At 49.4% G+C, this 22,194-nt stretch carries 21 protein-coding genes; 4 read left to right on the top strand and 17 right to left on the bottom strand.

Features of this window, described 5'->3' with window-relative positions; genetic code table 11:
- Positions 1–9 precede the first annotated feature (9 nt).
- The 7 genes from M3630_RS14290 to M3630_RS14260 all read right to left on the bottom strand — a co-directional run bounded on the left by M3630_RS14290 (position 10) and on the right by M3630_RS14260 (position 6,427).
- Positions 10–780: an SDR family oxidoreductase gene (locus M3630_RS14290; RefSeq protein WP_173610312.1), complete on the bottom strand. Its 771-nt coding sequence runs from the start codon at positions 778–780 to the stop codon at positions 10–12.
- Positions 777–2,201 carry an aldehyde dehydrogenase family protein gene (locus M3630_RS14285; RefSeq protein WP_251252526.1) on the bottom strand — a complete coding sequence of 475 codons (1,425 nt, stop codon included), beginning with the start codon at positions 2,199–2,201 and terminating at the stop codon, positions 777–779. The genes M3630_RS14290 and M3630_RS14285 overlap by 4 nt, the downstream gene beginning before the upstream one ends.
- Positions 2,202–2,221: 20 nt before the next feature.
- Complete coding sequence (locus tag M3630_RS14280; RefSeq protein WP_285860587.1) at positions 2,222–3,298, bottom strand: tartrate dehydrogenase; 1,077 nt, start codon at positions 3,296–3,298, stop codon at positions 2,222–2,224.
- Positions 3,299–3,726: 428 nt separating this feature from the next.
- On the bottom strand, positions 3,727–3,957 hold the full coding sequence (locus M3630_RS14275; protein WP_106779205.1) for a hypothetical protein: 231 nt from the start codon (positions 3,955–3,957) through the stop codon (positions 3,727–3,729).
- Positions 3,958–3,995: 38 nt separating this feature from the next.
- Positions 3,996–5,723: a sigma-54-dependent Fis family transcriptional regulator gene (locus M3630_RS14270; protein ID WP_251252525.1), complete on the bottom strand. Its 1,728-nt coding sequence runs from the start codon at positions 5,721–5,723 to the stop codon at positions 3,996–3,998.
- Between the two features lie 106 nt (positions 5,724–5,829).
- A complete protein-coding gene (locus M3630_RS14265) occupies positions 5,830–6,219 on the bottom strand; it encodes a hypothetical protein (RefSeq protein ID WP_106779201.1) in 390 nt (129 codons plus the stop codon).
- 7 nt (positions 6,220–6,226) lie between these two features.
- A complete protein-coding gene (locus M3630_RS14260; RefSeq protein ID WP_047070021.1) occupies positions 6,227–6,427 on the bottom strand; it encodes a helix-turn-helix transcriptional regulator in 201 nt (66 codons plus the stop codon).
- Positions 6,428–6,723: 296 nt separating this feature from the next.
- On the opposite strand from M3630_RS14260, the gene adh reads away from it, so the two are divergent.
- Positions 6,724–8,244, top strand: coding sequence for an aldehyde dehydrogenase (gene adh / locus M3630_RS14255; protein ID WP_106779198.1), 1,521 nt, complete (start codon positions 6,724–6,726; stop codon positions 8,242–8,244).
- Between the two features lie 3 nt (positions 8,245–8,247).
- Positions 8,248–8,598: a DUF779 domain-containing protein gene (locus tag M3630_RS14250; RefSeq protein WP_221867291.1), complete on the top strand. Its 351-nt coding sequence runs from the start codon at positions 8,248–8,250 to the stop codon at positions 8,596–8,598.
- A gap of 56 nt (positions 8,599–8,654) precedes the next feature.
- Here the strand turns inward: M3630_RS14250 and M3630_RS14245 are convergent, their stop codons facing one another.
- Positions 8,655–10,316, bottom strand: a complete 1,662-nt coding sequence (locus tag M3630_RS14245) for a DEAD/DEAH box helicase (RefSeq protein WP_251252524.1) — start codon at positions 10,314–10,316, stop codon at positions 8,655–8,657.
- An 18-nt stretch (positions 10,317–10,334) separates the two neighbouring features.
- Positions 10,335–10,961 (bottom strand): class I SAM-dependent methyltransferase, encoded by a 627-nt coding sequence (locus M3630_RS14240; RefSeq protein ID WP_251252523.1) that lies wholly within the window; start codon positions 10,959–10,961, stop codon positions 10,335–10,337.
- Between the two features lie 168 nt (positions 10,962–11,129).
- Between M3630_RS14240 and M3630_RS14235 the strand changes: the two genes are divergently transcribed.
- Positions 11,130–11,822 carry a response regulator transcription factor gene (locus tag M3630_RS14235; RefSeq protein ID WP_173610306.1) on the top strand — a complete coding sequence of 231 codons (693 nt, stop codon included), beginning with the start codon at positions 11,130–11,132 and terminating at the stop codon, positions 11,820–11,822.
- Positions 11,800–13,953: a sensor histidine kinase gene (locus tag M3630_RS14230; RefSeq protein ID WP_251252522.1), complete on the top strand. Its 2,154-nt coding sequence runs from the start codon at positions 11,800–11,802 to the stop codon at positions 13,951–13,953. Before M3630_RS14235 ends, M3630_RS14230 begins: the two co-directional genes overlap by 23 nt.
- 65 nt (positions 13,954–14,018) lie before the next feature.
- Here M3630_RS14230 and M3630_RS14225 read toward each other — a convergent pair whose 3' ends face one another.
- The 8 genes from M3630_RS14225 to M3630_RS14190 form a co-directional block, all read right to left on the bottom strand.
- Positions 14,019–14,282 (bottom strand): HPr family phosphocarrier protein, encoded by a 264-nt coding sequence (locus M3630_RS14225; protein WP_048035997.1) that lies wholly within the window; start codon positions 14,280–14,282, stop codon positions 14,019–14,021.
- 27 nt (positions 14,283–14,309) lie between these two features.
- Positions 14,310–15,149 (bottom strand): Cof-type HAD-IIB family hydrolase, encoded by an 840-nt coding sequence (locus tag M3630_RS14220; protein ID WP_251252521.1) that lies wholly within the window; start codon positions 15,147–15,149, stop codon positions 14,310–14,312.
- Positions 15,150–15,162: 13 nt separating this feature from the next.
- A complete protein-coding gene (locus M3630_RS14215) occupies positions 15,163–16,485 on the bottom strand; it encodes a 6-phospho-beta-glucosidase (protein ID WP_251252520.1) in 1,323 nt (440 codons plus the stop codon).
- Entirely contained in the window at positions 16,482–16,808 is a 327-nt protein-coding gene (locus M3630_RS14210; RefSeq protein WP_088909910.1) for a PTS sugar transporter subunit IIA, read from the bottom strand. Before M3630_RS14210 ends, M3630_RS14215 begins: the two co-directional genes overlap by 4 nt.
- An 11-nt stretch (positions 16,809–16,819) precedes the next feature.
- On the bottom strand, positions 16,820–17,566 hold the full coding sequence (gene chbG / locus M3630_RS14205) for a chitin disaccharide deacetylase (RefSeq protein ID WP_251252519.1): 747 nt from the start codon (positions 17,564–17,566) through the stop codon (positions 16,820–16,822).
- Between the two features lie 21 nt (positions 17,567–17,587).
- On the bottom strand, positions 17,588–18,937 hold the full coding sequence (gene celB, locus M3630_RS14200; RefSeq protein ID WP_173610303.1) for a PTS cellobiose transporter subunit IIC: 1,350 nt from the start codon (positions 18,935–18,937) through the stop codon (positions 17,588–17,590).
- Positions 18,938–18,944: 7 nt separating this feature from the next.
- The gene (locus tag M3630_RS14195; protein ID WP_015893830.1) at positions 18,945–19,247 is read right to left on the bottom strand and encodes a PTS sugar transporter subunit IIB; all 303 of its coding nucleotides are present in this window, start codon (positions 19,245–19,247) and stop codon (positions 18,945–18,947) included.
- 204 nt (positions 19,248–19,451) lie between these two features.
- A complete protein-coding gene (locus M3630_RS14190) occupies positions 19,452–22,130 on the bottom strand; it encodes a sigma-54-dependent transcriptional regulator (protein WP_251252518.1) in 2,679 nt (892 codons plus the stop codon).
- Between the last annotated feature and the right edge of the window lie 64 nt (positions 22,131–22,194).

Here is a 22,194-nt window from a genome sequence, read left to right as displayed (position 1 = left end):
TTCTTTTGTTTAGATCCCTCTTCCACCGTCTACATTCATGACCTCGCCCGTGACAATTTTGGATAGATCAGAAGCCAAATAGAGAGCCGCCTGCGCGATATCCTCCGGCTGAATCAACATGCCTAACGGAACACTGCTGATGAAAATATCTTTTTTCCCGGCTTCTACTTCCGCTTCATCTCCATTGATAAACTTACCCAGCATTGGCGTCTCTGCCGGCCCTGGATTGATGACATTGACCCGGATTTGAAAAGGAGCAAGCTCAATCGCCAGTGCCTTGCTCAACATGATAGCGGCCCCCTTGGACGCGCAGTACGCATTCAGTCCCGGACGGGCGCGAATTCCGGCAATCGAAGCGATGTTGATGATGCTGCCTTTCCCCTTCTCCTTCATGTGAGGAACTGCATGTCTTGTCGTCAAAAAGATCGACTTGGTGTTCACAGACATGATGCGATCCCACTGTTCCAAGGTCAGCTCCTCAATGGGGGTAAACGCTTGGGGGACACCCGCGCAGTTGACCAGGACATCAATCGAGCCGTACACTTCGAGCGTTTCCTTCACGAGAGCAACGACACTCGTATCGTCTGCCACATCCGTTTGCACCGCATGACCTTTCCCTTGTGGCAGCTCTTGAGCGACTGCTATTGCCGCCTCTTTGTTCAAATCAGCCAGGATGACGTTAGCTCCCTCGGCCGCAAAAAGCATCGCAATGGCCTTGCCCATTCCTGACGCGGCCCCTGTTACAATCGCCGTTTTTCCCTGCAAAAGGTGACCGCTCATAGGTTGATCACCACCATCCGCTCTTCCGTCATCTCTTCGACTGCGTAACGCGGACCTTCTTTGCCCAGTCCGCTGTTTTTGACTCCGCCGTACGGCATGACGTCATTGCGGTAGGTCGATACGTCGTTGATCACCACGCCACCGTACTCCAGCACGCGTGCTGCTTTCATCGCGACGTTCAAATCACGGGTAAAAATCCCCGCCTGCAAGCCGTACTCCGAATCGTTGGCTTGTGTAAAAGCATCTTCAAGATCACTGTACGGAATGATCGTGACAACGGGCGCGAACACTTCCCGGCAAACCACCTTCATCTCTGGCCTTGTATCCACCAACACAGCCGGATAGAAGAGAGCTCCCTCCCGTTTGACAGGCAAGAGCGATCTGGCCCCTTGGCTAATCGCTTCCTGTACCCATTCCTCTGTACGGCTCGCCTCTTTTTCACTGATCATCGGTCCGACATCCGTCTCAGGGTCTTCCGGGTTCCCTACCTTCAACTGATGAACATGCGAGATATACAAGTCGCTGAACGCCTGCATAACCGATTCATGCACGTAAATGCGCTGAACAGCAATGCACGCCTGGCCAGCATTGTGAAAGCTGCGGGCGGCTGTTTGACGGGCTGCCAGCTCCAAATCTGCATCGAGGTGCACGATATTGGGAGAGTTGTTGCCGAGCTCCAGCGCAACGGGACGCATGCCACTTCGCTCCTTGATGCGGCGACCGACTTCTCCTGACCCGGTAAAGGTGTACATGGCGATGCGCTCTTCATCCAGCAGCCATTCCCCTACCTGACTGCCTGCCCCTGTCACGATATTCACATAGCCTTTTGGCAGGCCCGCTTCCTCCAGGATCTCCACCAACAAAAAGGTTGCGATAGGCGTGACTGTAGCTGGCTTAACGACCAGCGTATTTCCTGCGGCTAGCGCTGGCGCGATCTTGTGCGTGCTGAGCAGCAAGGGATAGTTAAACGGCGTAATAGCACCGATTACTCCCTTTGGCACCCGAATGGTAAAGCCCAGCCGGTTTTCCGAGCCTTCCGTTGCTTGCAGCGGAATCATTTCCCCGTGAATCTTCTTGGCTTCCTCTGCTGACAAGCGCAGTGTATTGATCGTCCGATCCAGCTCATTCATCGCGTCCTTGCGTGTTTTGCCCACTTCACAAATCAAGGATCGCTCCATCTCGTCCCGGCGTTCCTCCATGAGCTCCGAGGCTTTCAGCAAGATTTTGTATCGTTGAAAAGGAGTCAATTTGTCCGTCTTAAACGTCTCCCACGCCGCTTCCACCGCTTCTGTTACATGCTGCTGACAAGCCTTGGCAATACGCGCGATGCACTCGCCCGTGTATTTGTGAAGGACGGGAATGTAGCTCTCGGTTTTCACCCATTCTCCACCGATGTACAAATCATACGATCTCGCTTCCATGTCCTCTTCCTCCCTTTTATTTATCTCGTTGTTTGATAGATGTGGCGAACGATTTCGTCTCCCAATTCTTTTGTGGTCGCCGTCCCCCCAAGATCAGGGGTGAGCACCTTGCCATCTTGCAACACGTTTTCGATAGCGTTCATGATGACAGCACTGAGCTCTGGCAGATCGAGATGATCCATCATCATAGCGAGGCTCCATACTTGTGCGATCGGATTGGCGATTCCTCTCCCCGCGATATCTGGCGCAGAGCCGTGAATGGGCTCAAACATGGATGGGTACTTGCGCTCCGGATTGATGTTCGCAGAAGGAGCCAAGCCCAAACCTCCAACGATTGCCGCCCCGAGATCAGTCAAAATGTCACCAAACAAGTTGCTCGCGACTACGACGTCAAACGTTTCTGGTCGCGTGATGAAATAGGCAGCGAGTGCGTCGATATGATACAGATTGGTCTGGATGCCTGGGTATTCCTGACTGACTTCCTTGACGATCTCATCCCAAAACGGCATGGAATGGTTGATCCCATTGGACTTCGTAGCCGCGGTTACTCTCTTTTTCGAACGTTTCTCCGCCAGTGCGTAAGCGTACTTGAGGATGCGCTCTGTGCCATACCGGGTAAATACGTTGTTTTGCACCGCCATTTCGTACGGTGTACCCTGATGCATCCGCCCGCCCATATTGGAGTACTCACCCTCTGTGTTCTCCCGCACCACGACGAAATCGAGATCGGCATGCCCCTTATAGCGAAGGGGGCTTTCCAGACCTTTGAGCAGCTTGACCGGGCGAAGGTTCACATACTGCTGGAATGCCCGGCGTATAGGCAAAATCAACTCCCACACAGAGACATGATCAGGAACCTCGGGCGCACCGATTGCACCAAGCAGAATCAAATCATAGTCTTTTAAAATGTGGAGTCCATTCTCCGGCATCATTTTGCCGTGTTGGAGATAGTAGCTACAGTTCCAATCCATGACATCACGGGCAAACCGAATGCCGCCGTGACTCTCTTCTATGGCACCTAACACCTTCAGGCCTTCTTCCATGACCTCGGGGCCGATTCCGTCCCCTGGAATTACTGCAATGGAATAGTATTGCAACGGTCTCCCTCCTAAAAATCTAAATTTTTTGACTTTATACCGCACTATCCACTTGCATGATTAATGCCAAGCTCCGTATCATGCACCCTGACCGGATAAAAGTCTTCCATCCGTTCCACTCCATGCATCACTCGAATGGTGACATTGCAAGATAACGCAACAAAATGTTGCAACACCCATTGCAACATTTGTTCACGCCAAGCGACATTGTCTTACTTTTATTTCCAAATGGTGATTTTATCGAATTCTCCCGCCATGCCACAAACTGTATTCGAAAAATGACAATTGCTGTAAGCTTGCGACCCAAAATTACTCGTATCTCGGCTGTACCCCTAGATGTGCTACGGCTTTCCTTTGATGGAAAAGAAACAGCAACCATTCATAAATCCGGTTGCTGTTGTATCTCTCATTTTGGTTACTCAACATAACTATGTACAACATTGTGCTACTTTCAATTCATCACTTCTTCTTATCCATAAAGATCCGTCTTCTTTAATCATATAATCAATTTTATTACTCTTTAAAGCTTCTATCTGCTCTGAAGATGGTCCATCAGAGTATCTATAGTAATCATTTCCAGTCCCCACATATAAAAATCCAAATACTAGCACCATAACTATTGCTGTTGCAGCCAAAGACACGATTAATTTATTCTTCATAAATATCACCTTCTTTCAAAAAGGAGAATCAGGAATGACTATTCCTGATTAATCGGTGCCCCAATCTGGTATTCTTCTATTTTGCGATACAAGGTATTGCGTCCGATTTGCAGCATTTTGGCCGCTTTGCTTACATTACCGCCACTTTTCTCGAGCGCCTTTTTGATCGCTTTTCTCTCTGTTTCTCGCAACGAAGGTATGGCATGATCCAAAGACTCAGGCGTATCGGCTTCCATCAATCCCTCCAGCTGGATGTGGTCGCAATCAATGGTGTTCCCCTCTGCCAAAAACACCGCTTGAATCAGCACGCCTTGCAGTTCCCGGATATTGCCCGGCCACGAATAAGCACACAGCTTGTCCTTTGCCTCCGTGGTCAGTATGTACGCTTGTTCTGTGTCGATCTGCTGCAATAGATGCTCCGCCACCTGGATGATATCACTGCGCTTTTTCAGTGACGGCAAATGAATGGTGACCCCTTTGAGCCGGTAGTACAGATCCGCCCGAAAACGTCCCGCCTTGATCTCCTCTGACAGGTTTCGATGCGTAGCGGCAATGATCCGCGCATAAATCGGGCGGGATTGATTGCTCCCCACCGGAGTGACGACCTTTTCCTGCAAAACGCGCAGCAGTGCCGCTTGCGCACGCAAAGACATATCCCCGATCTCATCCAAAAAGATCGTGCCTTTTTTCGCCGCTTCAAACTTTCCGATTCTTCCTTCTCGATGTGCCCCTGTGAATGACCCGCTTTCATATCCAAACAATTCACTCTCGACCAAATTTTCTGGAATTGAACTGCAGTTCACTGCGATAAAAGGCTCATGCGCACGCGGACCTGTCTCATGGATCATCTGAGCGAACAGCTCTTTCCCCGTACCGCTCTCCCCCAAAATGATCACAGGAAAGTCTACCTGAGCCGCCTTTTGTCCGAGCATCTTTGCCTGCAAGAAGAGTGGGCATGAACCAGCTAGACGCGGAAACGGCTTCAGCTGTACTTTGGGTGCCGCAGACCAAAAACGCGGGCGATGATCTTTTACATGACGGCCAGCACGCTCTTGCTCGGCACTTACCCTAGTTCCCAAGGCTTCCTTTCCGAGCTGCTGCTGCGCGGCCTCATTTAAGCCCACGATACGCTCGTCCCGATCCAAGCCGACGAGTGCCAGCTTCCCTCGACCATCTCCTGGGCGTGTTGAAGTTGGCAAGGCAATCACGCGCTCCGCATCTGCTAACAAAAAGCGGTTTTGCAGAGCCTCTGCGATCATGCAAGCAATAGTTAGGGCAAACGGGTGGGAATATTCTTTACGCGTACTAATGTCAATGATGCCCAATAGCTCACCCGCTGGTGAAAAAATAGGCGCCGCCGAGCATGCAAGAAAGCGATTTTCCAAAAAGTAATGCTGCTCTCCCTGTATCTGAATCGGTTGTTGTGCGATCAGTGCTGTCCCAATCGCATTGGTTCCTTTGTAGTCTTCTGTCCAGTTCGCTCCGATTTGAAGCTGTACTTTTTGTGCCTGATTGGCGAAGACCGGGTCCCCGATCGTTTGAATAATATTTCCTTCCCGGTCAGACAGGAGTGCGATGTGCTCTGTCGATAACAAAAAGGGAGCAAGCTTGTTAAACAGCGGGAGACTTTCACGAATCAGAGGGTGATTATCTTGAATGATTTCTTTGATTCGTCGGGCAGAAATGATTTGATCATTGACCTTCTCCGTAGCCTTGAGGTTCGATTCCTGACAGCGCTTCCAAGATTGCTGAACAATCGTCGACAACACGATTCCCTCCCCCAAAAATCATTCCCTCTCAGTATAACATGAGAGTCTTTGCTATAGAAAAAACCAGTCGAACCACGAGCACATTTGTCCGACTGGCCGCTATTTATCTGAACTTCCGCGAATAGAAAAATTCCGTAATTGGCGCCACAATGAACGTCAAACCGACGACAACTGCCAACGGAATATTTTGAATGTCATTGAGTGCAGTAACCCCTTCCGACAGGAACAGGACCGCAGCAGACAGCACCATAAGCGCATAGTATCCGATTCTCGCACTTTGCGTCTTGATATGCTTGTCCAATTCGTCACTTTCACTGTATTTCCCGCCCTCGTAGTCTCCCCAGGTGATCGAGTTCAACAAGTACGACAGTGCAATGCAACCGAAAATGATTGTGCTTACATCCAGCATCTCATAACGAACCCACCGATAGCCTCCGTGCCCTGCAATCGCCAACAATAGGATGGATGAAACAATCACGTTGAACTTTTTCATAGCTTCTCTACTCCTCACTGTATGGTTGAAACAGCTCGTCAATCGTTACCCCTAAATTGCTCGCCAAATCAAAAGCCAATTGTAGGCTCGGGTCGTATTTGTTGTTCTCGATCGCATTGATCGTCTGTCTGCTAACCTTGCACAACTCAGCCAGCCTGCCTTGCGAGATGTTCCCTTTTTCTCGAAATTCCTTTATTCGATTTTTCACGGAGTTGTTCACCTTCCATTTACAGGTGGGTGTAAAAAACCTTTTACACCCAAACTATAGAGCAAGACAACGAGACATGTCAAACATGTTTTACACCCCTAGCCGTCATCGGTCATTTTCCGACAGATATCCACTCCTTTGTCCCAATACGGAACACAACATGATCCATTATGGAACAATTTCTACCCTCATCCACTCAAGAAAACGCTGTCATTTCGAGCTTTTTCACGTTGGTACGAGACTTGCTTTTAGAAAGGACTGTAAAGAAATATGTGATAAATGAGGAGGCGCTCGCAATGATCTATGCTCAGCCCGGCCAAGCCGGCTCCAAGGTGACTTTCAAAAATCGTTATGAAAACTACATCGGGGGTAATTGGGTTCCGCCAGTAAAAGGTGAGTATTTCGAAAACGTATCACCTGTAACAGGCAAGGTTTTTTGCGAGGTAGCCCGCTCGACAGCCGAAGATATTGAGCTGGCACTGGACGCTGCCCATGAAGCAAAAGACGCGTGGGGCCGTACCTCTGTTGCACAACGCGCGAATATTTTGTTAAAAATCGCGGATCGGATGGAAGCAAATCTGGAGATGCTGGCAAACGCAGAGACGTGGGAAAACGGCAAGCCCGTTCGTGAAACACTCGCGGCCGACATCCCGCTGGCGATTGACCATTTCCGTTACTTCGCCGGAGCAATCCGCGCTCAAGAAAGTACACTCGCCGAAATCGATAACGATACGGTCGCTTACCATTTCCATGAGCCACTCGGTGTCGTTGGTCAAATCATTCCTTGGAACTTCCCGCTCCTCATGGCTACTTGGAAGCTGGCTCCAGCCTTGGCAGCGGGCAACTGCGTCGTCCTCAAGCCAGCGGAGCAAACTCCTGCTTCCATCTTGGTGCTGATGGAGTTGGTCGGCGACCTGCTCCCTCCTGGTGTCGTCAACGTCGTGAACGGCTTCGGTCTGGAAGCGGGTAAACCTCTCGCTTCAAGCAATCGCATCGCGAAAATCGCCTTTACGGGTGAAACGACGACAGGTCGCTTGATCATGCAATACGCTTCCCAAAATATTATTCCGGTGACGCTGGAGCTGGGCGGAAAATCGCCAAACATCTTCTTCCCGGATGTGGCTGCAAAAGACGATGCCTTCTTTAACAAAGCCATTGAAGGATTCGTACTGTTTGCGCTCAACCAAGGCGAGGTTTGCACATGCCCATCCCGCGCGCTCATCCACGAAAGCATCTACGACCAATTTATGGAGCGTGCCCTGCAACGCGTAGCCAATATCAAGCAAGGAAATCCGCTCGATACAGATACGATGATCGGCGCGCAAGCTTCTTTGGAGCAGGTAGAAAAAATCCTCTCCTACCTGGATATCGGCAAACAAGAAGGAGCCGAATGCCTGATTGGAGGATCTCGTGCACAGCTTGCAGGTGAACTCGAGGGCGGCTACTACATCCAGCCAACTGTCTTTAAAGGCCACAACAAGATGCGTATCTTCCAGGAAGAAATCTTCGGTCCGGTCGTCTCCGTAACGACCTTCAAGGATACAGAAGAAGCGCTCGCCATGGCAAATGATACGCTGTATGGCTTGGGTGCTGGTGTATGGACACGCGACACGAACACAGCCTACCGCATGGGCCGCGAAATTCAGGCTGGTCGCGTTTGGACCAACTGCTACCACGCTTACCCGGCTCACGCAGCGTTTGGCGGCTACAAAATGTCCGGTATCGGCCGCGAGACACACAAAATGATGCTGTCTCACTACCAACAAACGAAAAACCTGCTTGTCAGCTACAGCGATCAAGCTCTGGGCTTCTTTTGATCAATGAGCCAGCCAGAAAAAGTGCTCGCGACAGATGCTGCACTGGCATTGATTGAACGGCTTCGCGCCAAACACGGCGACCTGATGTTTCACCAGTCAGGGGGCTGCTGCGATGGCAGCTCTCCCATGTGTTACCCGCTCGGAGAATTTCTCGTGGGTGAGCAGGACATCCTGTTAGGCGAGATCGGTGGTTGCCCGTTCTACATGGGCAAAGCGCAGTATGAGTATTGGAAGCACACGCAGCTCATCATTGACGTCGTGAATGGGCGTGGCGGAATGTTTTCGCTGGAAGGGCCGGAGGGAGTACGCTTCCTCACTCGATCACGGGTATTTCCAGACACGGAACCGGAATAAAAGGAGACCGCTCCTGCCTTTATACGGCGGGAACGGTCTTTTTTTTGCTTGGATTGCTATCTGGATTTTTTGCGAGAAGTACGATTTGCAGGAGCAGCGCTTGTCCTTTTGCCTGGTTTTGCATTTGGACGGGCGGAACTGCGTTGTGCAGATACTGGCTTCTTGCCAGAGCCGCTAGACTTGCGATCAAATCCACTTGTTGCACGGTTTCCTTCCTTCGGTTTACGTCCAGTACCACCTGCTGCTCGGTTACCGTCCTTAGGTTTACGCTCGAATCCTCCTGCTGCACGGTCACGTTCCTTCGGCTTACGATCAAAGCCGCCTGCCGCACGGTCACGTTCCTTTGGCTTACGCTCAAAGCCGCCTGCCGCACGGTCACGTTCCTTCGGCTTACGATCAAAGCCGCCGCTCTTTTGTTGACGCCCTTCCCCATCTCTTCGGCGTTCCCCAGAGCCTTGCTGTCTTCGCTCAGCTGGCTTCCCTTTGTCTTTGCCTCTACCTTGCTTGTCCCCGCGACGCTCTTCCTTCCCGGATCGATCAGACTCAGGCCTTTGCTGTCGTGTCTGTTTCTTTTGATCACCCGATTCCCCGCGATCCATTTCACGCCGCTCCAGAGACAGATTGATCCCTTCTTCAATCTCCCTGAGCTGCCCCCAATCCTTCGCCGCTACCAAGGTAAAAGCGGTCCCCTTTTCCTTGGCTCGCCCCGTTCTGCCAATCCGGTGGATATAGCTGTCAACATCCTCTGGAATGTCGTAATTGAAAACATGTGTGACTCCCTCTACATCCAGCCCTCGCGCTGCCACATCCGTTGCAACCAAGTACTGAATCCTGGCCTCGCGGAATCGCTTCATGACATCTTCGCGCTTCGCCTGTGACAAGTCGCCGTGCAACTCATCAGACATATAATCGAGACCTTGCAGCGCAGCATTCAACTTACTCGCTCTACGCTTCGTTCGACAAAAGATCACCGCCAGAAACGGTCGTTGTTCATCTAACAGTCTGCACAGAGTATCTTGCTTCGCACGATCTGTCGTTTCTACTGCAATTTGACGAATATCCTCCAACGTAATACGCTTGCCCTGCACCTGGATATTTTCCGGCTTTTTCATCAAGCGCTTCGCAAGAGATTGCACCTGTTCCGACATCGTGGCTGAAAACAGCATCGTCTGCTTATCGAAAGGCGTCTTCGCCATAATATCTTCTACCTCTGGCAAAAAGCCCATGTGGAGCATTTGATCCGCCTCATCCAGGACAAACATCGACACCTGTGATAAATCGATTGTCCCTCTCCGCAGATGATCCAGTAAACGCCCTGGCGTAGCGATGACCACTTGTATTTTTCCTGCCAGCTTTCTCAGCTGTTGATTGACATCTTGTCCACCATACACAGCAAGCACATGGATATCATCCAGCATCGCTACGAGCTTCTTCACCTCTGCCGTGATTTGCAGAGCAAGCTCCCGCGTAGGCGTCAAAATCAATGCCTGTACATGCGTTGCTTCCGGATCAACCTTTTCCAAGATCGGCAAAATAAAGGCAAGCGTCTTTCCCGTTCCCGTCTGTGCTTGCGCGATTACATCTTTTCCTTCCAGCACAACAGGAATTGCTTTTTCCTGAATCGGTGTAGGCTCAGTAATCCCGTTTGCTTGCAGAGCATTTATCAGTTCCTTATGTATTCCTAATCTCCAAAAATCAGCCAGTTTCGCCATCTCCATTCATAAATCAATCCGTTATTATTTCGTACATACTGCCATGCCGATAAAGTACCGTACGCCATCGCGGGGTGTTTTTTCAAACGTAACGCCTCTCTGATAGTACATATCCACGTCAGAATAGCGTACAAACAGCTCCGCGAACTCTTCCGGCGTCAACTGATGAACATGAAAGGGCTCACTCGTCTCTTTGCCCCGCCCTCTGCCAAATGGACTGGACAGCACGAGCGTACCACCTGGTTTCAGCATCCGATACAAGTTATCCATAAACAGCAAATCGTCTACGACATGCTCAATGGTCTCAAAGCTCAAAATCGTATCAAACAACCCCAATTGCTCGGGAAGCGCCGGATCAAGAGCGTCACCCTGCTGATACGTAATCTTTTGATGGTTGTATTCCCGATTGGCATAAAATATCGTCGCCTCATCATTGTCGACAGCGATCAGTTCTGTCAGCTCTCGTTTTCGATCCTTTGCGATCATATGACATCCGTAGCCGGTACCGCAAGCGATATCCAGCACTCGACCTTTAACATAAGGCGCGGCAAAATAATATCTGGCTATATGCTCCAGCAGCATGCCATTCGTAGGTTTTAACAGCTTGGGGATGATTCTCTCCCCTGTCCATTCCAGCAAAGCAATCACCAATTTTCTCGTATTCTTCCTCACATCTTACCTTATTTATCGGCTTGATCCTATTAGCTAGCATTTCCTGAACGCTGTTTATTAAGAAATTTGTAAGACATTTCATTACTGTTTTGTTAGAGCTGGGCGTTAAGATAATACCATGAATGCATTCATAAGGTGGGACGAATCATGACCAAATATCAAGTCCTCGTAGTCGACGACGAGGCTGAAATCCGCGACGCAATCGAAATCTATCTCAAAAATGAATCCATGACCGTATTCAAGGCTAGCAATGGACTGGAAGCGTTGGAAATACTGGAGAATGAAGAAATCCAACTCATCCTGATGGACATCATGATGCCAAAAATGGACGGAATGACCGCCACCTTTCAAATTCGCCAGAAAAAAAACATCCCGATCATCATGCTGTCTGCCAAGTCAGAGGATACCGATAAAATTCTCGGGCTCAACATCGGTGCCGATGACTATGTGACGAAGCCTTTTAATCCCTTGGAGCTCATCGCCAGGGTCAAATCTCAGTTAAGACGTTTTACCAATCTGGGAAGCGCTCAAATGACAGAGGATGAGATTCAGGTACGCGGCTTGACCTTGAACAAAAGCACAAAAAATGTAGCCATTGATGGCAACGAGGTCCGGCTGACTGCTACTGAGTACAAAATCTTGGAGCTGTTAATGGAAAACAAAGGCCGGGTGTTTTCAATCGAAGAAATTTATGAACGGGTCTGGAGAGAGCCTTATATGAACGCGGAAAACACAGTGGCTGTCCACGTGAGACGCATTCGGGAAAAAATAGAGATCAACCCGAAGGAACCTAAATATTTGAAGGTGGTATGGGGAATTGGATACAAAATCGAAAAATAAACGCTTTGCGGTACCCGTGCTACTTGTTTTGATCGTGAGTATTTCGCTCGCGCTCCTGACGATGGCCGACCTGTATCATAAACGCGAGAATCTCCAAGAGGATAATTACTTTCAAAGCTCAGGCTTCAATCGTGAATTAGAGACATTTGCCGAGCTGGTGAAAAAGGTTCATGTAGATTATGCAGACTACACGCCAGGAAAGCTGGACGAGAAGACAGCGAATCAGCTCAAAAAAGAGCATGAGGAAACCCTCCGGTCGATTAAGGAAGATAACCATCTCTTAGATTCGATAAAACAGGCAAAAAGTGAGGGTGACAACGAGAGAGTCGCCCAATTAACCGAAGAATATTCACAACGCTTGCAAGAAGACATCGCAAAAGCAACGTCGTATTATCAGGAGCAGGTGAACAACAGAATCGCCGAAAGAGATACCGAGTACGAGGAACAAAAAAACAGCCTCACCTTGCGAAGCGGCTCCTTCAAATACTACGTCACCGATAAAAAGAACAACAAAGTTTACACCAATCTCGCGCAAGAACCTACAGAATGGGAACTGGCCCGGTATGCGCGCTATACAATCAACCTCCCTAATACGAACGGGGATTTGGAAAGCATCAATCGCACTTATCAATTGAGTCAACTAAGCGGTATCTTTTATGTCCCAAAAGAACCAGACGGATATAGTCAGGTCCACGCAGATGCCCTTTACTACGATTCCATTCGGGAGCGGCTTATTGGCGAGTTTGTCTTGCTTACGGTTACTCTCCTTATCATTGCTTTTAGCTTTTTATACTTGCGAACAGGAAAACCGGCGGAAGTACCTATTGTCACAAAAAGCATGGCTCTGATCCGCCTTATCCCGCTGGATATTCGGATGGGTATGTTGTTCGTACTTGGAATTGCGTACTTCATTATGTTGGCGAACCTACGCTTTTTCTTCTTGCCGATTGATGGTGAGCATATCTTTACCCTTGCGTTCGTTTCCTTGTTCACCGCTTACCTGCTTTTACAATTGCTGGAGGCGCGGCTTATGTACAAAGAACCTGAGAGATTCTTGCAACAGTGGCAAAAGAGTATCTTCGCCAGACAACGTGTCCTTCTGAAAGAAAGCTACGCCAATCGTGGCATGTTCTTCAAAGTATCCACGTTGTTCATCCTGACTGTAATGTTTGGAATGAGTATCGGTTTCGGATTCGTCGCCCTAATCGAAAGGTCTGGTGGCTTACTGTTTTTCAGCTTTTTGTATGGCATGTTTTACATGATCGTGGTTTTCCCATACTCGCTTAGACGCTTGGGACTGATGAACCGCATCATGCAAGGTGCCTCCGAAATGGCTGGAGGCAATCTGAACACTACGATCCAGAAGGTAAAAAAAGGGAAGTTATCTGATCTCGCGCACTCTCTCAACAACATCACAAAGGGACTCAAGCACGCGATGGAAGAGCAGATGAAGAGCGAGCGCATGAAATCCGAATTGATTACCAATGTTTCTCATGATTTAAAAACACCGCTGACGTCAATTATCAACTACGTTACCCTGCTCAAGCAGGAAGATTTGACACCTGAGGAACGCAAGAGCTACGTCGATGTCTTGGATCGCAAAGCAGATCGACTGCGCGTCCTCATCGATGACCTGTTTGACGCAGCCAAAATGTCCAGCGGTGCGGTGGAACTGAATATCGAGCCAGTGAATGTAGCCTCCCTGCTCAACCAATCCATCGCAGAATTCAGTGACAAAATCGAGCAATCGACGCTCACTTTCCGCGTAACAACGGAACAGCCGAAGATCATCGCTCCTCTGGATGGCAAGAAAACATGGCGTGTATTCGAGAATCTGATTGGCAACGCCCTGAAGTATTCCATGCCGAATACACGCGTCCTGATCCATTTGGCAGAGACACAGGACGAGGTTATCCTGACGTTCAAAAATGTCTCCGCCTACGAAATCGACTTTGACGCACAGGAACTGTTTGAACGGTTCAAGCGCGCTGATCAATCCCGTCATACCGAAGGCTCTGGCCTCGGCTTGGCTATCGCAAAAAGCATCGTAGAGTTGCAAGGCGGCAGGCTGTCTATCGATATTGATGGCGATTACTTCAAAGTCACGGTCGTATTCCGCAAGCACGCGTAAAGATTCAATAGAAAAGCCAGTGCCCGATCGTCAGGCACTGGCTTTATTACGTGGTTTTCTCCCTGTTAGATGGCAAAGTTCCTTTCAAATAAGGACTCAATACTGGCAGCCACTTCTTGCTCATCGGCCCCCTCCACCTCAAACATAATTTCATCTCCGGTCTTTACCCCCAGAGCCATTACGCTGAGGATGCTTTTGCCATTTGCCTGCTTGTCATTGTAGATCATCTTGACCGACGAGCTGTATTGATTGAGCAGGTTCACCAAGACAGAAGCAGGGCGAGCATGGAGACCTCCACTCACGGCTACTTCCAGATTCATTCGGATCAATTTCACGCCTCCCTTCCTGTCTGAATGTCACAGAAAAAACTTCCTGATGACTTCTGCCACCCCATCCTGATCGTTCGTTTCCGTGACATGCCGAGCCAGCTGTTTCAAATCATCAGGAGCATTGCCCATCGCCACACCCATTCCGGCGAATTGGAGCATCTCTGCATCATTATAATTGTCGCCTACAGCAACGATCTCGTCAGGCTGAATCGCAAGCCTCTCACTCACTACCGCAAGACCACTTGCTTTGGAGATTCCCACAGGCAATATTTCTAAATTATTGGTACCCGATGCCGTCACGCGAACCCCCGAAAGCTCGGCTTTCTCCAGCTCTTGTCTTGCTGCCAACAGACGCTTCTCGTCGCCCGTGACGAATATTTTCGGAGCACACACTTCATGTTTTCGAACGTATCCGGCTATCAACCGCGAAGCCTGGATTTTGAGCGGGTATTGATTTTTCCACAGCTGGCGCAGTGTCCAGGCATTTAACAGCGGAAACAAGTCCGTCCACTTCCACGTGCGATTCGTGACAGCATAAGCCTCGTGCAGCAACATGACATCCAAGCCGTGCGATACGAGTATTTCTGTAATCCTCGCCGCCATCTCATACGGAATACGCTGTACATACAGCACCTGATCCGTCTTGGGATCTGCGACGTATGCGCCATCATGGGAAACAAGTGGTGCGCTGATCTGGAACTGCTCCGCCAACGATTTTGCCGATGGGTATGCCCTGCCGGTTGCCAGTGTGACGTGAACGCCTTGCTTCACTAACTGGCTAATGGCCCGCTCTGTTACTTTGGATAAGCTGTGGTTCGACATCAAAATCGTTCCGTCCACATCCAGGGCGAGGAGTTTGTATTTCACGCGAGTCCCATCCTTATGTGACGGGCTTGAAAAACTGGGGCAGATGCTCCTTGTGCGCCTCCAGCATCTCATCGAGTATTTTTTTGGCGATCACATCTGACGGCACCAGCGGGTTAATATTCATCGCCAATAGCGCCTTATGGTAATCACCCGTTACAGCTGCCTCAGCTGCCACTCGCTCAAACGATTTGATTTGCTGTACGAGTCCACGCACGGAGACAGGCAAATCACCTACCGCCAAAGGAATCGGTCCTTCTCTTGTAATGACGCAGTTCACCTCGACTGCCGAATCATCCGGAATGCTGGCAATGGCTCCATTGTTGCGAACATTTACTGTCTGGATATCGCGCTTGTCGTTGTAAATGGAGTAAATCAAATTGCAAGCTGCCTCGCTGTAATAGGCCCCGCCGCGTTTCTCCAACTGCGGAGGCTTGATATCCAAGTCCGGATCTTCGTAGAGCGCAAATAGCTCCGCTTCCACCTGCTTGACCACTTCAGCCCGCGTCCCTTTCTGCTCCGCTTCTTCCAACTCATGCTCAAGCATCGTGCGCGTCTGGTAGTAGTAACGATGATACGGGCACGGGAGAATCCCCAGTGCTTTGATGAAATCCTTATCCCAACCAAGGTCCAAAATATTTTGCATCGTAATACCCGATTGGTCGCCCGTGATTTTATCGATTACCTGGGAAATGACGTTTTCCCCATCCAGGTACACACCCAGTCCGAAGATCATATGGTTCAAACCGGCAAAATCAATATGAACCCGTGATTGCTCGACGCCTAAAACAGTGGCAACACCCATTTTCATCCCGATGGGAACATTACACAGTCCAATGACCTTTTTGCGGTTGGTATACCGCAGCACTGCCTCTGTGACCATACCAGCCGGATTCGTGAAGTTAATCAGCCAAGCATCTGGACATAGCTCTTCCATGTCACGACAAATGTCCATAATGACCGGAATGGTACGCAGGCCTTTGAACAAGCCGCCAGGTCCATTCGTTTCCTGACCGATCACCCCGTATTTCAAAGGAATCCGCTCATCCTTGATTCGCGCATCCAAGAGACCCACGCGCATTTGCGTCGTAACAAAATCTGCACCCGCGAGTGCTTTTCGCCGATCCATCGTCAAATGGATCTCGATAGGCACGCCTGCCTTCTCTACCATCCTTTTTGCCAGGGCGCCTACTGTTTGCAGCTTTTTCTCGCCCTCTGGAATATCCACCAGCCACAGCTCTCGGACAGGCAACTCATCGTAGCGCTTGATGAAGCCTTCCACCAGCTCGGGTGTATAGCTAGACCCTCCACCGATCGTCACAATTTTGATTCCGCTCATACTCCTGCCTCCTTGCCTGCATGGATTTGGCTGTACAGCTCGACAAACTCCGTCGCCAAATCTTTGACTGTAATTGCGTTCATCAAATGATCCTGGGCGTGAATCAAGAGCATGCTGATCTCAGTCTTTTCGCCCGCTATCTCCTTCTGGATAAGTGCCGTTTGATTTTGGTGTGCACGCCCGAGCTCTTCTCCTGCACGCTTCAATGCGTCCTCGGCACCTGACAAGTCTCTATTTTTAGCCAGAGCGATCGCTTCCATTGCCAGACTCCGCGCATTTCCTCCGTGAAGTATTAGTTGAAAAATAACGTCTGTATGGTCCATCCTATCTCCACCTATCCAAGTTCGCTAAAAGTCACGAGCTGTATTTTTTGATCACGAATGTATTGCTTTAACTCTGCTGCTGTTAAGATTTTTAATTCTGTGGTTCGTTGCTTTGCATATGAACTGCCTGTCAGTACCGCTTCGTCCAAATAAGCAGGGTGCGTCATGATCTCCACTACAGGATAATCTGACATATCCTCTACGATCTTGACGAAGGATTGTACGGTTAGGTCGTCTCCATAAAAATGATGAGAAAAGCCTTCTGTCGTCAAAACACCCGACTGGTCTCGCTGCTCCTGTGACCCGGACATCCACGGATAGCGAACTGGCACTCGATATTCCTCTGCCAGCTTCAGAACAATCGGCAAAACGGCTGGATGTGCATGTACATGGTGGTGGCTGTCGATATGGGTCAGCTTGAGCCCCGACGCCATGAACCTCTCCAATTGAGTCCGCAGCTCCCGCTCGATCTCATCCGGTGCAGCAGAAATCAAATGATCTTGCCCGCGTCGAAAACACCCCTCTCCATCCGTTAGCGATGGTACATCCTGACTGACTGGCGATCCGCATGTGAGCACCAGATGAATGCCTACTCCGAGCGTTGGATATTCTTTGGCCAGTCCTACAGCGTGCTCGAACCCCTCCATATTGACCATCAGGGTCGCAGAAGTAACGACTCCTTCCCGATGCGCTTCGACGATGCCCAGATTGACGCCTTTGGAATACCCAAAATCGTCTGCATTCACAATCAATTTCATAGATAGCCTCTCCTCTAGCGATTACATAGTCACAGCTGTATCGGAAGCAGTACCAGCTTTTTCTTCAACTACCTTTTGTTTATCCCACAAACGGAAGAACGGATAGTAGATCGCGAGCGAGATGAGGAAGTTCACCGCTTGAAGAACCATCCCCGATACTTTTCCGCCTGTAGCCAAATATCCGCTGACAAATAATGGTGTCGTCCACGGAACAGATACCCCGCTTGGCTTTGCTACCCATCCCAGCGACATCGCAAAATAGCTGATAATGACCAATATGACAGGGGTAATCACAAATGGAATAATCAAGAGCGGGTTCATGACAATCGGCATCCCGAAGATGACCGGTTCATTGATGTTAAACAAACCAGGCCCAATCGAGAGTCTGCCGATGTTTTTCATCTGCTTGCTTCGCGCCATAAATACCATCAGGACAACGAGAGCCAAAGTGGCACCTGATCCCCCTGCATAGATCCACATGTCAAAAAATTGCGTGGTGACCACGTTCGGCAATTCACCATTCGGATTTGCCTGAAACGCCGCTCTGTTCTGGTCCATCAGTGTTAGCCAGATGGGACTCATAATACCACCGACTATCGCCGCACCATGCAAACCAACAGCCCAGAGAATATGAATGAGCAACACACAGATGATGGCGCCAATCAAGCTGCTGCCGACCACACTCAATGGTCCGACAAGAAGATCTTTTACAATATTATGAATACTCTCGAAAGAGGTGTTTTCTAGCAGAATCCGAATCAGCCAGACAACGATAAGCACAGCACCCGCAGGGATCAATGCCACAAAAGAGCGGGAAACAGCAGGGGGAACGCCGGGTGGCATGGAGATGACGATTTTCATTTGGATGATTTTGCGATAGATCTCGGTTCCTAAAATCGCCAATATCATGGCTACAAACAATCCCTGACTGCCCATCAGCGTAACGGGAATGACTCCGCCTACCTCTTGGGCTGCACTCACTCCCTCAGGGGTGAACATTACTTTATACGGAGTAGCGAGCAAGAAGGAAGCAACAGAGATCGCTCCAGCCGACAGCGGATCGACCTTGTATTTCTCTGCTAGTCGGTAGGCGACGCCAAAACTCACAATTAACCCCATGATGTCAAAAGTAGCGCCTACCGGGTACAGTAGCTTCGTCCGCCATTTTTCGCCGAAAATACCGCCCATGAATTCGTCATAACCAGGTATCGGTATGAAGCCAATGATGAGGAACAGTGAACCAATGATCAACAAAGGCAAAGTAAGGATAATTCCGTCACGAATGGCCTGCAGATGCTTTTGTTCCGCCATTTTTCCTGCTATCGGCATCATGCGGTTTTCCATAAATGAAACAAATCCGCCCACACGCATCCCCCTCCTACTGTTTTAGACGAAGTGCAAACTCAAGCACGTTTTTCCCGTTCAACGTTCCGTAATCGACCGTGCTGATTACGTCTACAGGAATTCCTCTGGATGCCCCTTCTTTTTTCATCTCTGTCAGCTTGTAACGAACTTGTGGCCCCAACAAGAGTACTGCTGCTTGATCGATATGATTTTTCACTTCATCTGCGGAAACTGCCCATATTTTAGCGTCCAACCCTTTTTCTCTGGCAGCCTCCTCCATTTTTTGAACCAGCAAGCTTGTCGACATACCCGCTGCGCAACACAATAAAATATTCATTGTACCCCCTCCTCTCAACGAGTGATGCCTTACTGTAAGAGCAAGTTGCGTGCCAAAACACCAAAAAATGTATGCGCTTACTGAGAAAACCGCATGGTTAGTCATATTTCGCGACCTCATCGCCTGCCATCCCCATTAGTGTTTTTATGTAAGCGCTGTAGTGTTTGATTTTGAATAAGGAATAGTCAAAAAATAAAACACTGGTTAGGCCAGTGTTTTATTGTGTATGAAGAAATTCATGATAAAACAAACGTCGTCTTCGCTGATCACTACCTCATATTTGTCTTCCAGCGGCAATAATTCATGGCGGATTAAGCTGTACAGCTTGCGATTCTCCTGCAAAAAACTTTCTTTTTGAATATACGCCACGGATTGCGCACCTGCTTTCAGACGATCTACCAAGCAGCAGATATGCAAGTAGGCCCCAATTCGCGTGTCAAAAACCAAATAATTGTTCAATCGCTCCTCCATACGGCCGACAGACATCCTCACGTCTGCGAGAATATCTTGACCGTCTACTATTTGCAGATGCTCCCCCAGCGACTCTTGCATCTTCAGGTAGGCCTCTTCCAGATCGATCACTTGCTGGATATCAGACATCGCTTCTCCGTTCAAAACATCGTCCATGCTATGGTGGCGCAATTCGCGGTCGAGAATGTAATTGCTCACCACGAACAGAATTTTTCTCTCTTCCTTGATTTTTCGAAGCTGACTGCGTGCCTGTGCCTTATCGATCAGTTGCAGCGGCACAAATTCCAGAAGGCTATCATCGTACCTGAGCCTCGATTCCAGCAGCTTTTTCAAAAACAAGGCACTGCCTTCCCCAGACAGGCAGGCAGCGACAATCGTTAGCGCTGGAACATGCTTTTGCACCTGTTCTTTCGGCTGCTCCTCCCGTTGGTAGAGCGACATGCCCACGACATCTCGGTAAACATCCTCCAGCGAATGACCGAGCATGGCCTTTCGAGTGGCTTCAATCACATGCGGCGTACTGACCATCGGAATGACCTTGACCGGAATGCCGATCTCCCGCTCGATAATTTCGCCAAAGCCGAGCAGCGATCCCATATCCACGAGCAACAGCAGTCCAGCCTTGCTCCCGATCTCTCTGGCTACTTTCATTGCTTTTTCCAAAACACTCATGGAATCTTCTTCAAGCGGCAGGTCAATGGCTCTCGCATATTGTGTGACTAGCAATCGGTTCGTCACATCGACCATCGCTGTCGCACCGCCGCTTCCGTGCGTAATCACAAGCACTCCGATTGTTTCCCGTTCTTCCTCCATGCTGACATCGTCGAGCACGAAAAACATGGTCAAATATCCAGCCTCACCAATCGGCAGATCCATGAGTATCGCTTCTTCTATCATGCGAACGCACTCTAGCGCCACTGCAAACTCTTTCTTGTATTTGATTCGCACATGGTTGATTTGCGGATTCACGATTTGCTTGCCTTGCGCGAGCCGCTCCTTCGATGTCTGAATATGCAGCGCGAGACCAAAGATTACCTTCTGGCTCAAAATCTTCTCCAGCTTGGCCTCTGCGAAGCGAACGATCTCTTCCACGAGGTGAATGATGAACGGGTCGATAATTCGGGCCATGTCGCCCTTATTTACGCGTTGATGGACGCCTTTGATAAAAGTCGTAAAATAATTCTCAATGTCAAACTCCAATTCTTCTTCACTCACACCGAGGTTTTGCAGCTCATATATTTTTTGCTCGATTTTTTCATAGACACTGTCCGTTGTATCCTCTGTTTCTCGTCCGATCCAGATGCCCTCTTTTGATGGCTGCACGACAAAGCAATTGTGCTCCGTCCCAATGATTTCATCGAGCTCCTGCTTGTAATCCTTCACCAAAAGCAGCCCTTGCTTGACATGATGCGGCAAATCCTGAACCGATACGTGCAACTGATTCTTTTTTAACGAAATGAATTCAGCATAGGCGCTGGCGCAGGTGAGCTGAATATCCGTTTTTAACTGTCCAATGTTATTCGGGCAGTGATAGCACAAGAATGCCTGCACAGCATTGGCCGATATCTGAATCTCTCTCCCCAACCGAAAAGCCTCTTCTTGAAAAATTTCCATCGTAATACTGAAGCGCTCTTCCAAGCCACGCTCAACCAAAGATGGCAGCTTGATGACCATGGGAATGCGCCTCATGAACGTTTTTAAGAGACTCGACTCCGGATTTTCTGTCGTGGCCATGACAATCTGGACGTGAGCCGTCCGCTCCATCTCTGTTTCCCCTACACGGCGGTATATACCCTTATCCATAAAGGTAAAAAAGATTTCCTGTCCTTCCGCCGGCAGCCGATGCACTTCATCGAGAAAGAGAATGCCGCCGTCTGCCTTTTCCACGAGTCCTTTGCGGTCCATCTCCGCTCCGGTGTACGCCCCTTTTTTGACTCCGAACAATTGACTGATTAAGAGCTGCGGGTTGTTGGCATAATCGGCACAGTTAAAAATCACGAAAGGAGCATGCTTATCCAGGCGTCCAATATCAACGGCAAACTCGTGAATCATCCCAGCAAACCACGATTTTCCTACACCTGTTTCCCCCAAAATCAAGCAATGCATCCCTCGCGGCGGATACAAAACGGCCGCCTTTGCCTGCTCAATACGCGTGATCAGGCTCTTGTTGGTCTTCGCCAGCCTGTCCAGCGACGTCTCCGCCAAATAGAGCGAATCGTTTCCTTGCTTGGCAAAAAACAGCGTCGGACGCCCTTCTTCCTTCCCGATTCGACCTTCCTTCCACAAACGGTTCAAATCGCTGCTCACATTCGCTCGACTCAAACCAAGCCGCTCAGCCAAATCTGAAGCGCTTACTTTTTTATCAGGACCAGCGTCTATTAACGTCTGGAATATTAAATCTAATCGTTTCACTCTATCACCCGCCGTTGAATAGATAGAAAGTCACGAAATACACAACCAGTCCTTCTCAATTCCA

It is taken from the genome of Brevibacillus sp. MER 51, from assembly GCF_023714195.1.
Lineage (GTDB): Bacteria > Bacillota > Bacilli > Brevibacillales > Brevibacillaceae > Brevibacillus.
Note: the sequence above shows the minus strand (reverse complement) of the source record. Positions and strands in the feature narration are given on the sequence as shown.

Coding starts and splice junctions, on each gene's coding strand:
- M3630_RS14290 (WP_173610312.1), bottom strand. CDS start 780: ATGAGCGGTCACCTTTTGCAGGGAAAAACGGCGATTGTAACAGGGGCC.
- M3630_RS14285 (WP_251252526.1), bottom strand. CDS start 2,201: ATGGAAGCGAGATCGTATGATTTGTACATCGGTGGAGAATGGGTGAAA.
- M3630_RS14275 (WP_106779205.1), bottom strand. CDS start 3,957: ATGAAGAATAAATTAATCGTGTCTTTGGCTGCAACAGCAATAGTTATG.
- M3630_RS14265 (WP_106779201.1), bottom strand. CDS start 6,219: ATGAAAAAGTTCAACGTGATTGTTTCATCCATCCTATTGTTGGCGATT.
- adh (WP_106779198.1), top strand. CDS start 6,724: ATGATCTATGCTCAGCCCGGCCAAGCCGGCTCCAAGGTGACTTTCAAA.
- M3630_RS14250 (WP_221867291.1), top strand. CDS start 8,248: ATGAGCCAGCCAGAAAAAGTGCTCGCGACAGATGCTGCACTGGCATTG.
- M3630_RS14245 (WP_251252524.1), bottom strand. CDS start 10,316: ATGGAGATGGCGAAACTGGCTGATTTTTGGAGATTAGGAATACATAAG.
- M3630_RS14235 (WP_173610306.1), top strand. CDS start 11,130: ATGACCAAATATCAAGTCCTCGTAGTCGACGACGAGGCTGAAATCCGC.
- M3630_RS14215 (WP_251252520.1), bottom strand. CDS start 16,485: ATGAGCGGAATCAAAATTGTGACGATCGGTGGAGGGTCTAGCTATACA.
- M3630_RS14210 (WP_088909910.1), bottom strand. CDS start 16,808: ATGGACCATACAGACGTTATTTTTCAACTAATACTTCACGGAGGAAAT.
- chbG (WP_251252519.1), bottom strand. CDS start 17,566: ATGAAATTGATTGTGAATGCAGACGATTTTGGGTATTCCAAAGGCGTC.
- celB (WP_173610303.1), bottom strand. CDS start 18,937: ATGCGTGTGGGCGGATTTGTTTCATTTATGGAAAACCGCATGATGCCG.
- M3630_RS14195 (WP_015893830.1), bottom strand. CDS start 19,247: ATGAATATTTTATTGTGTTGCGCAGCGGGTATGTCGACAAGCTTGCTG.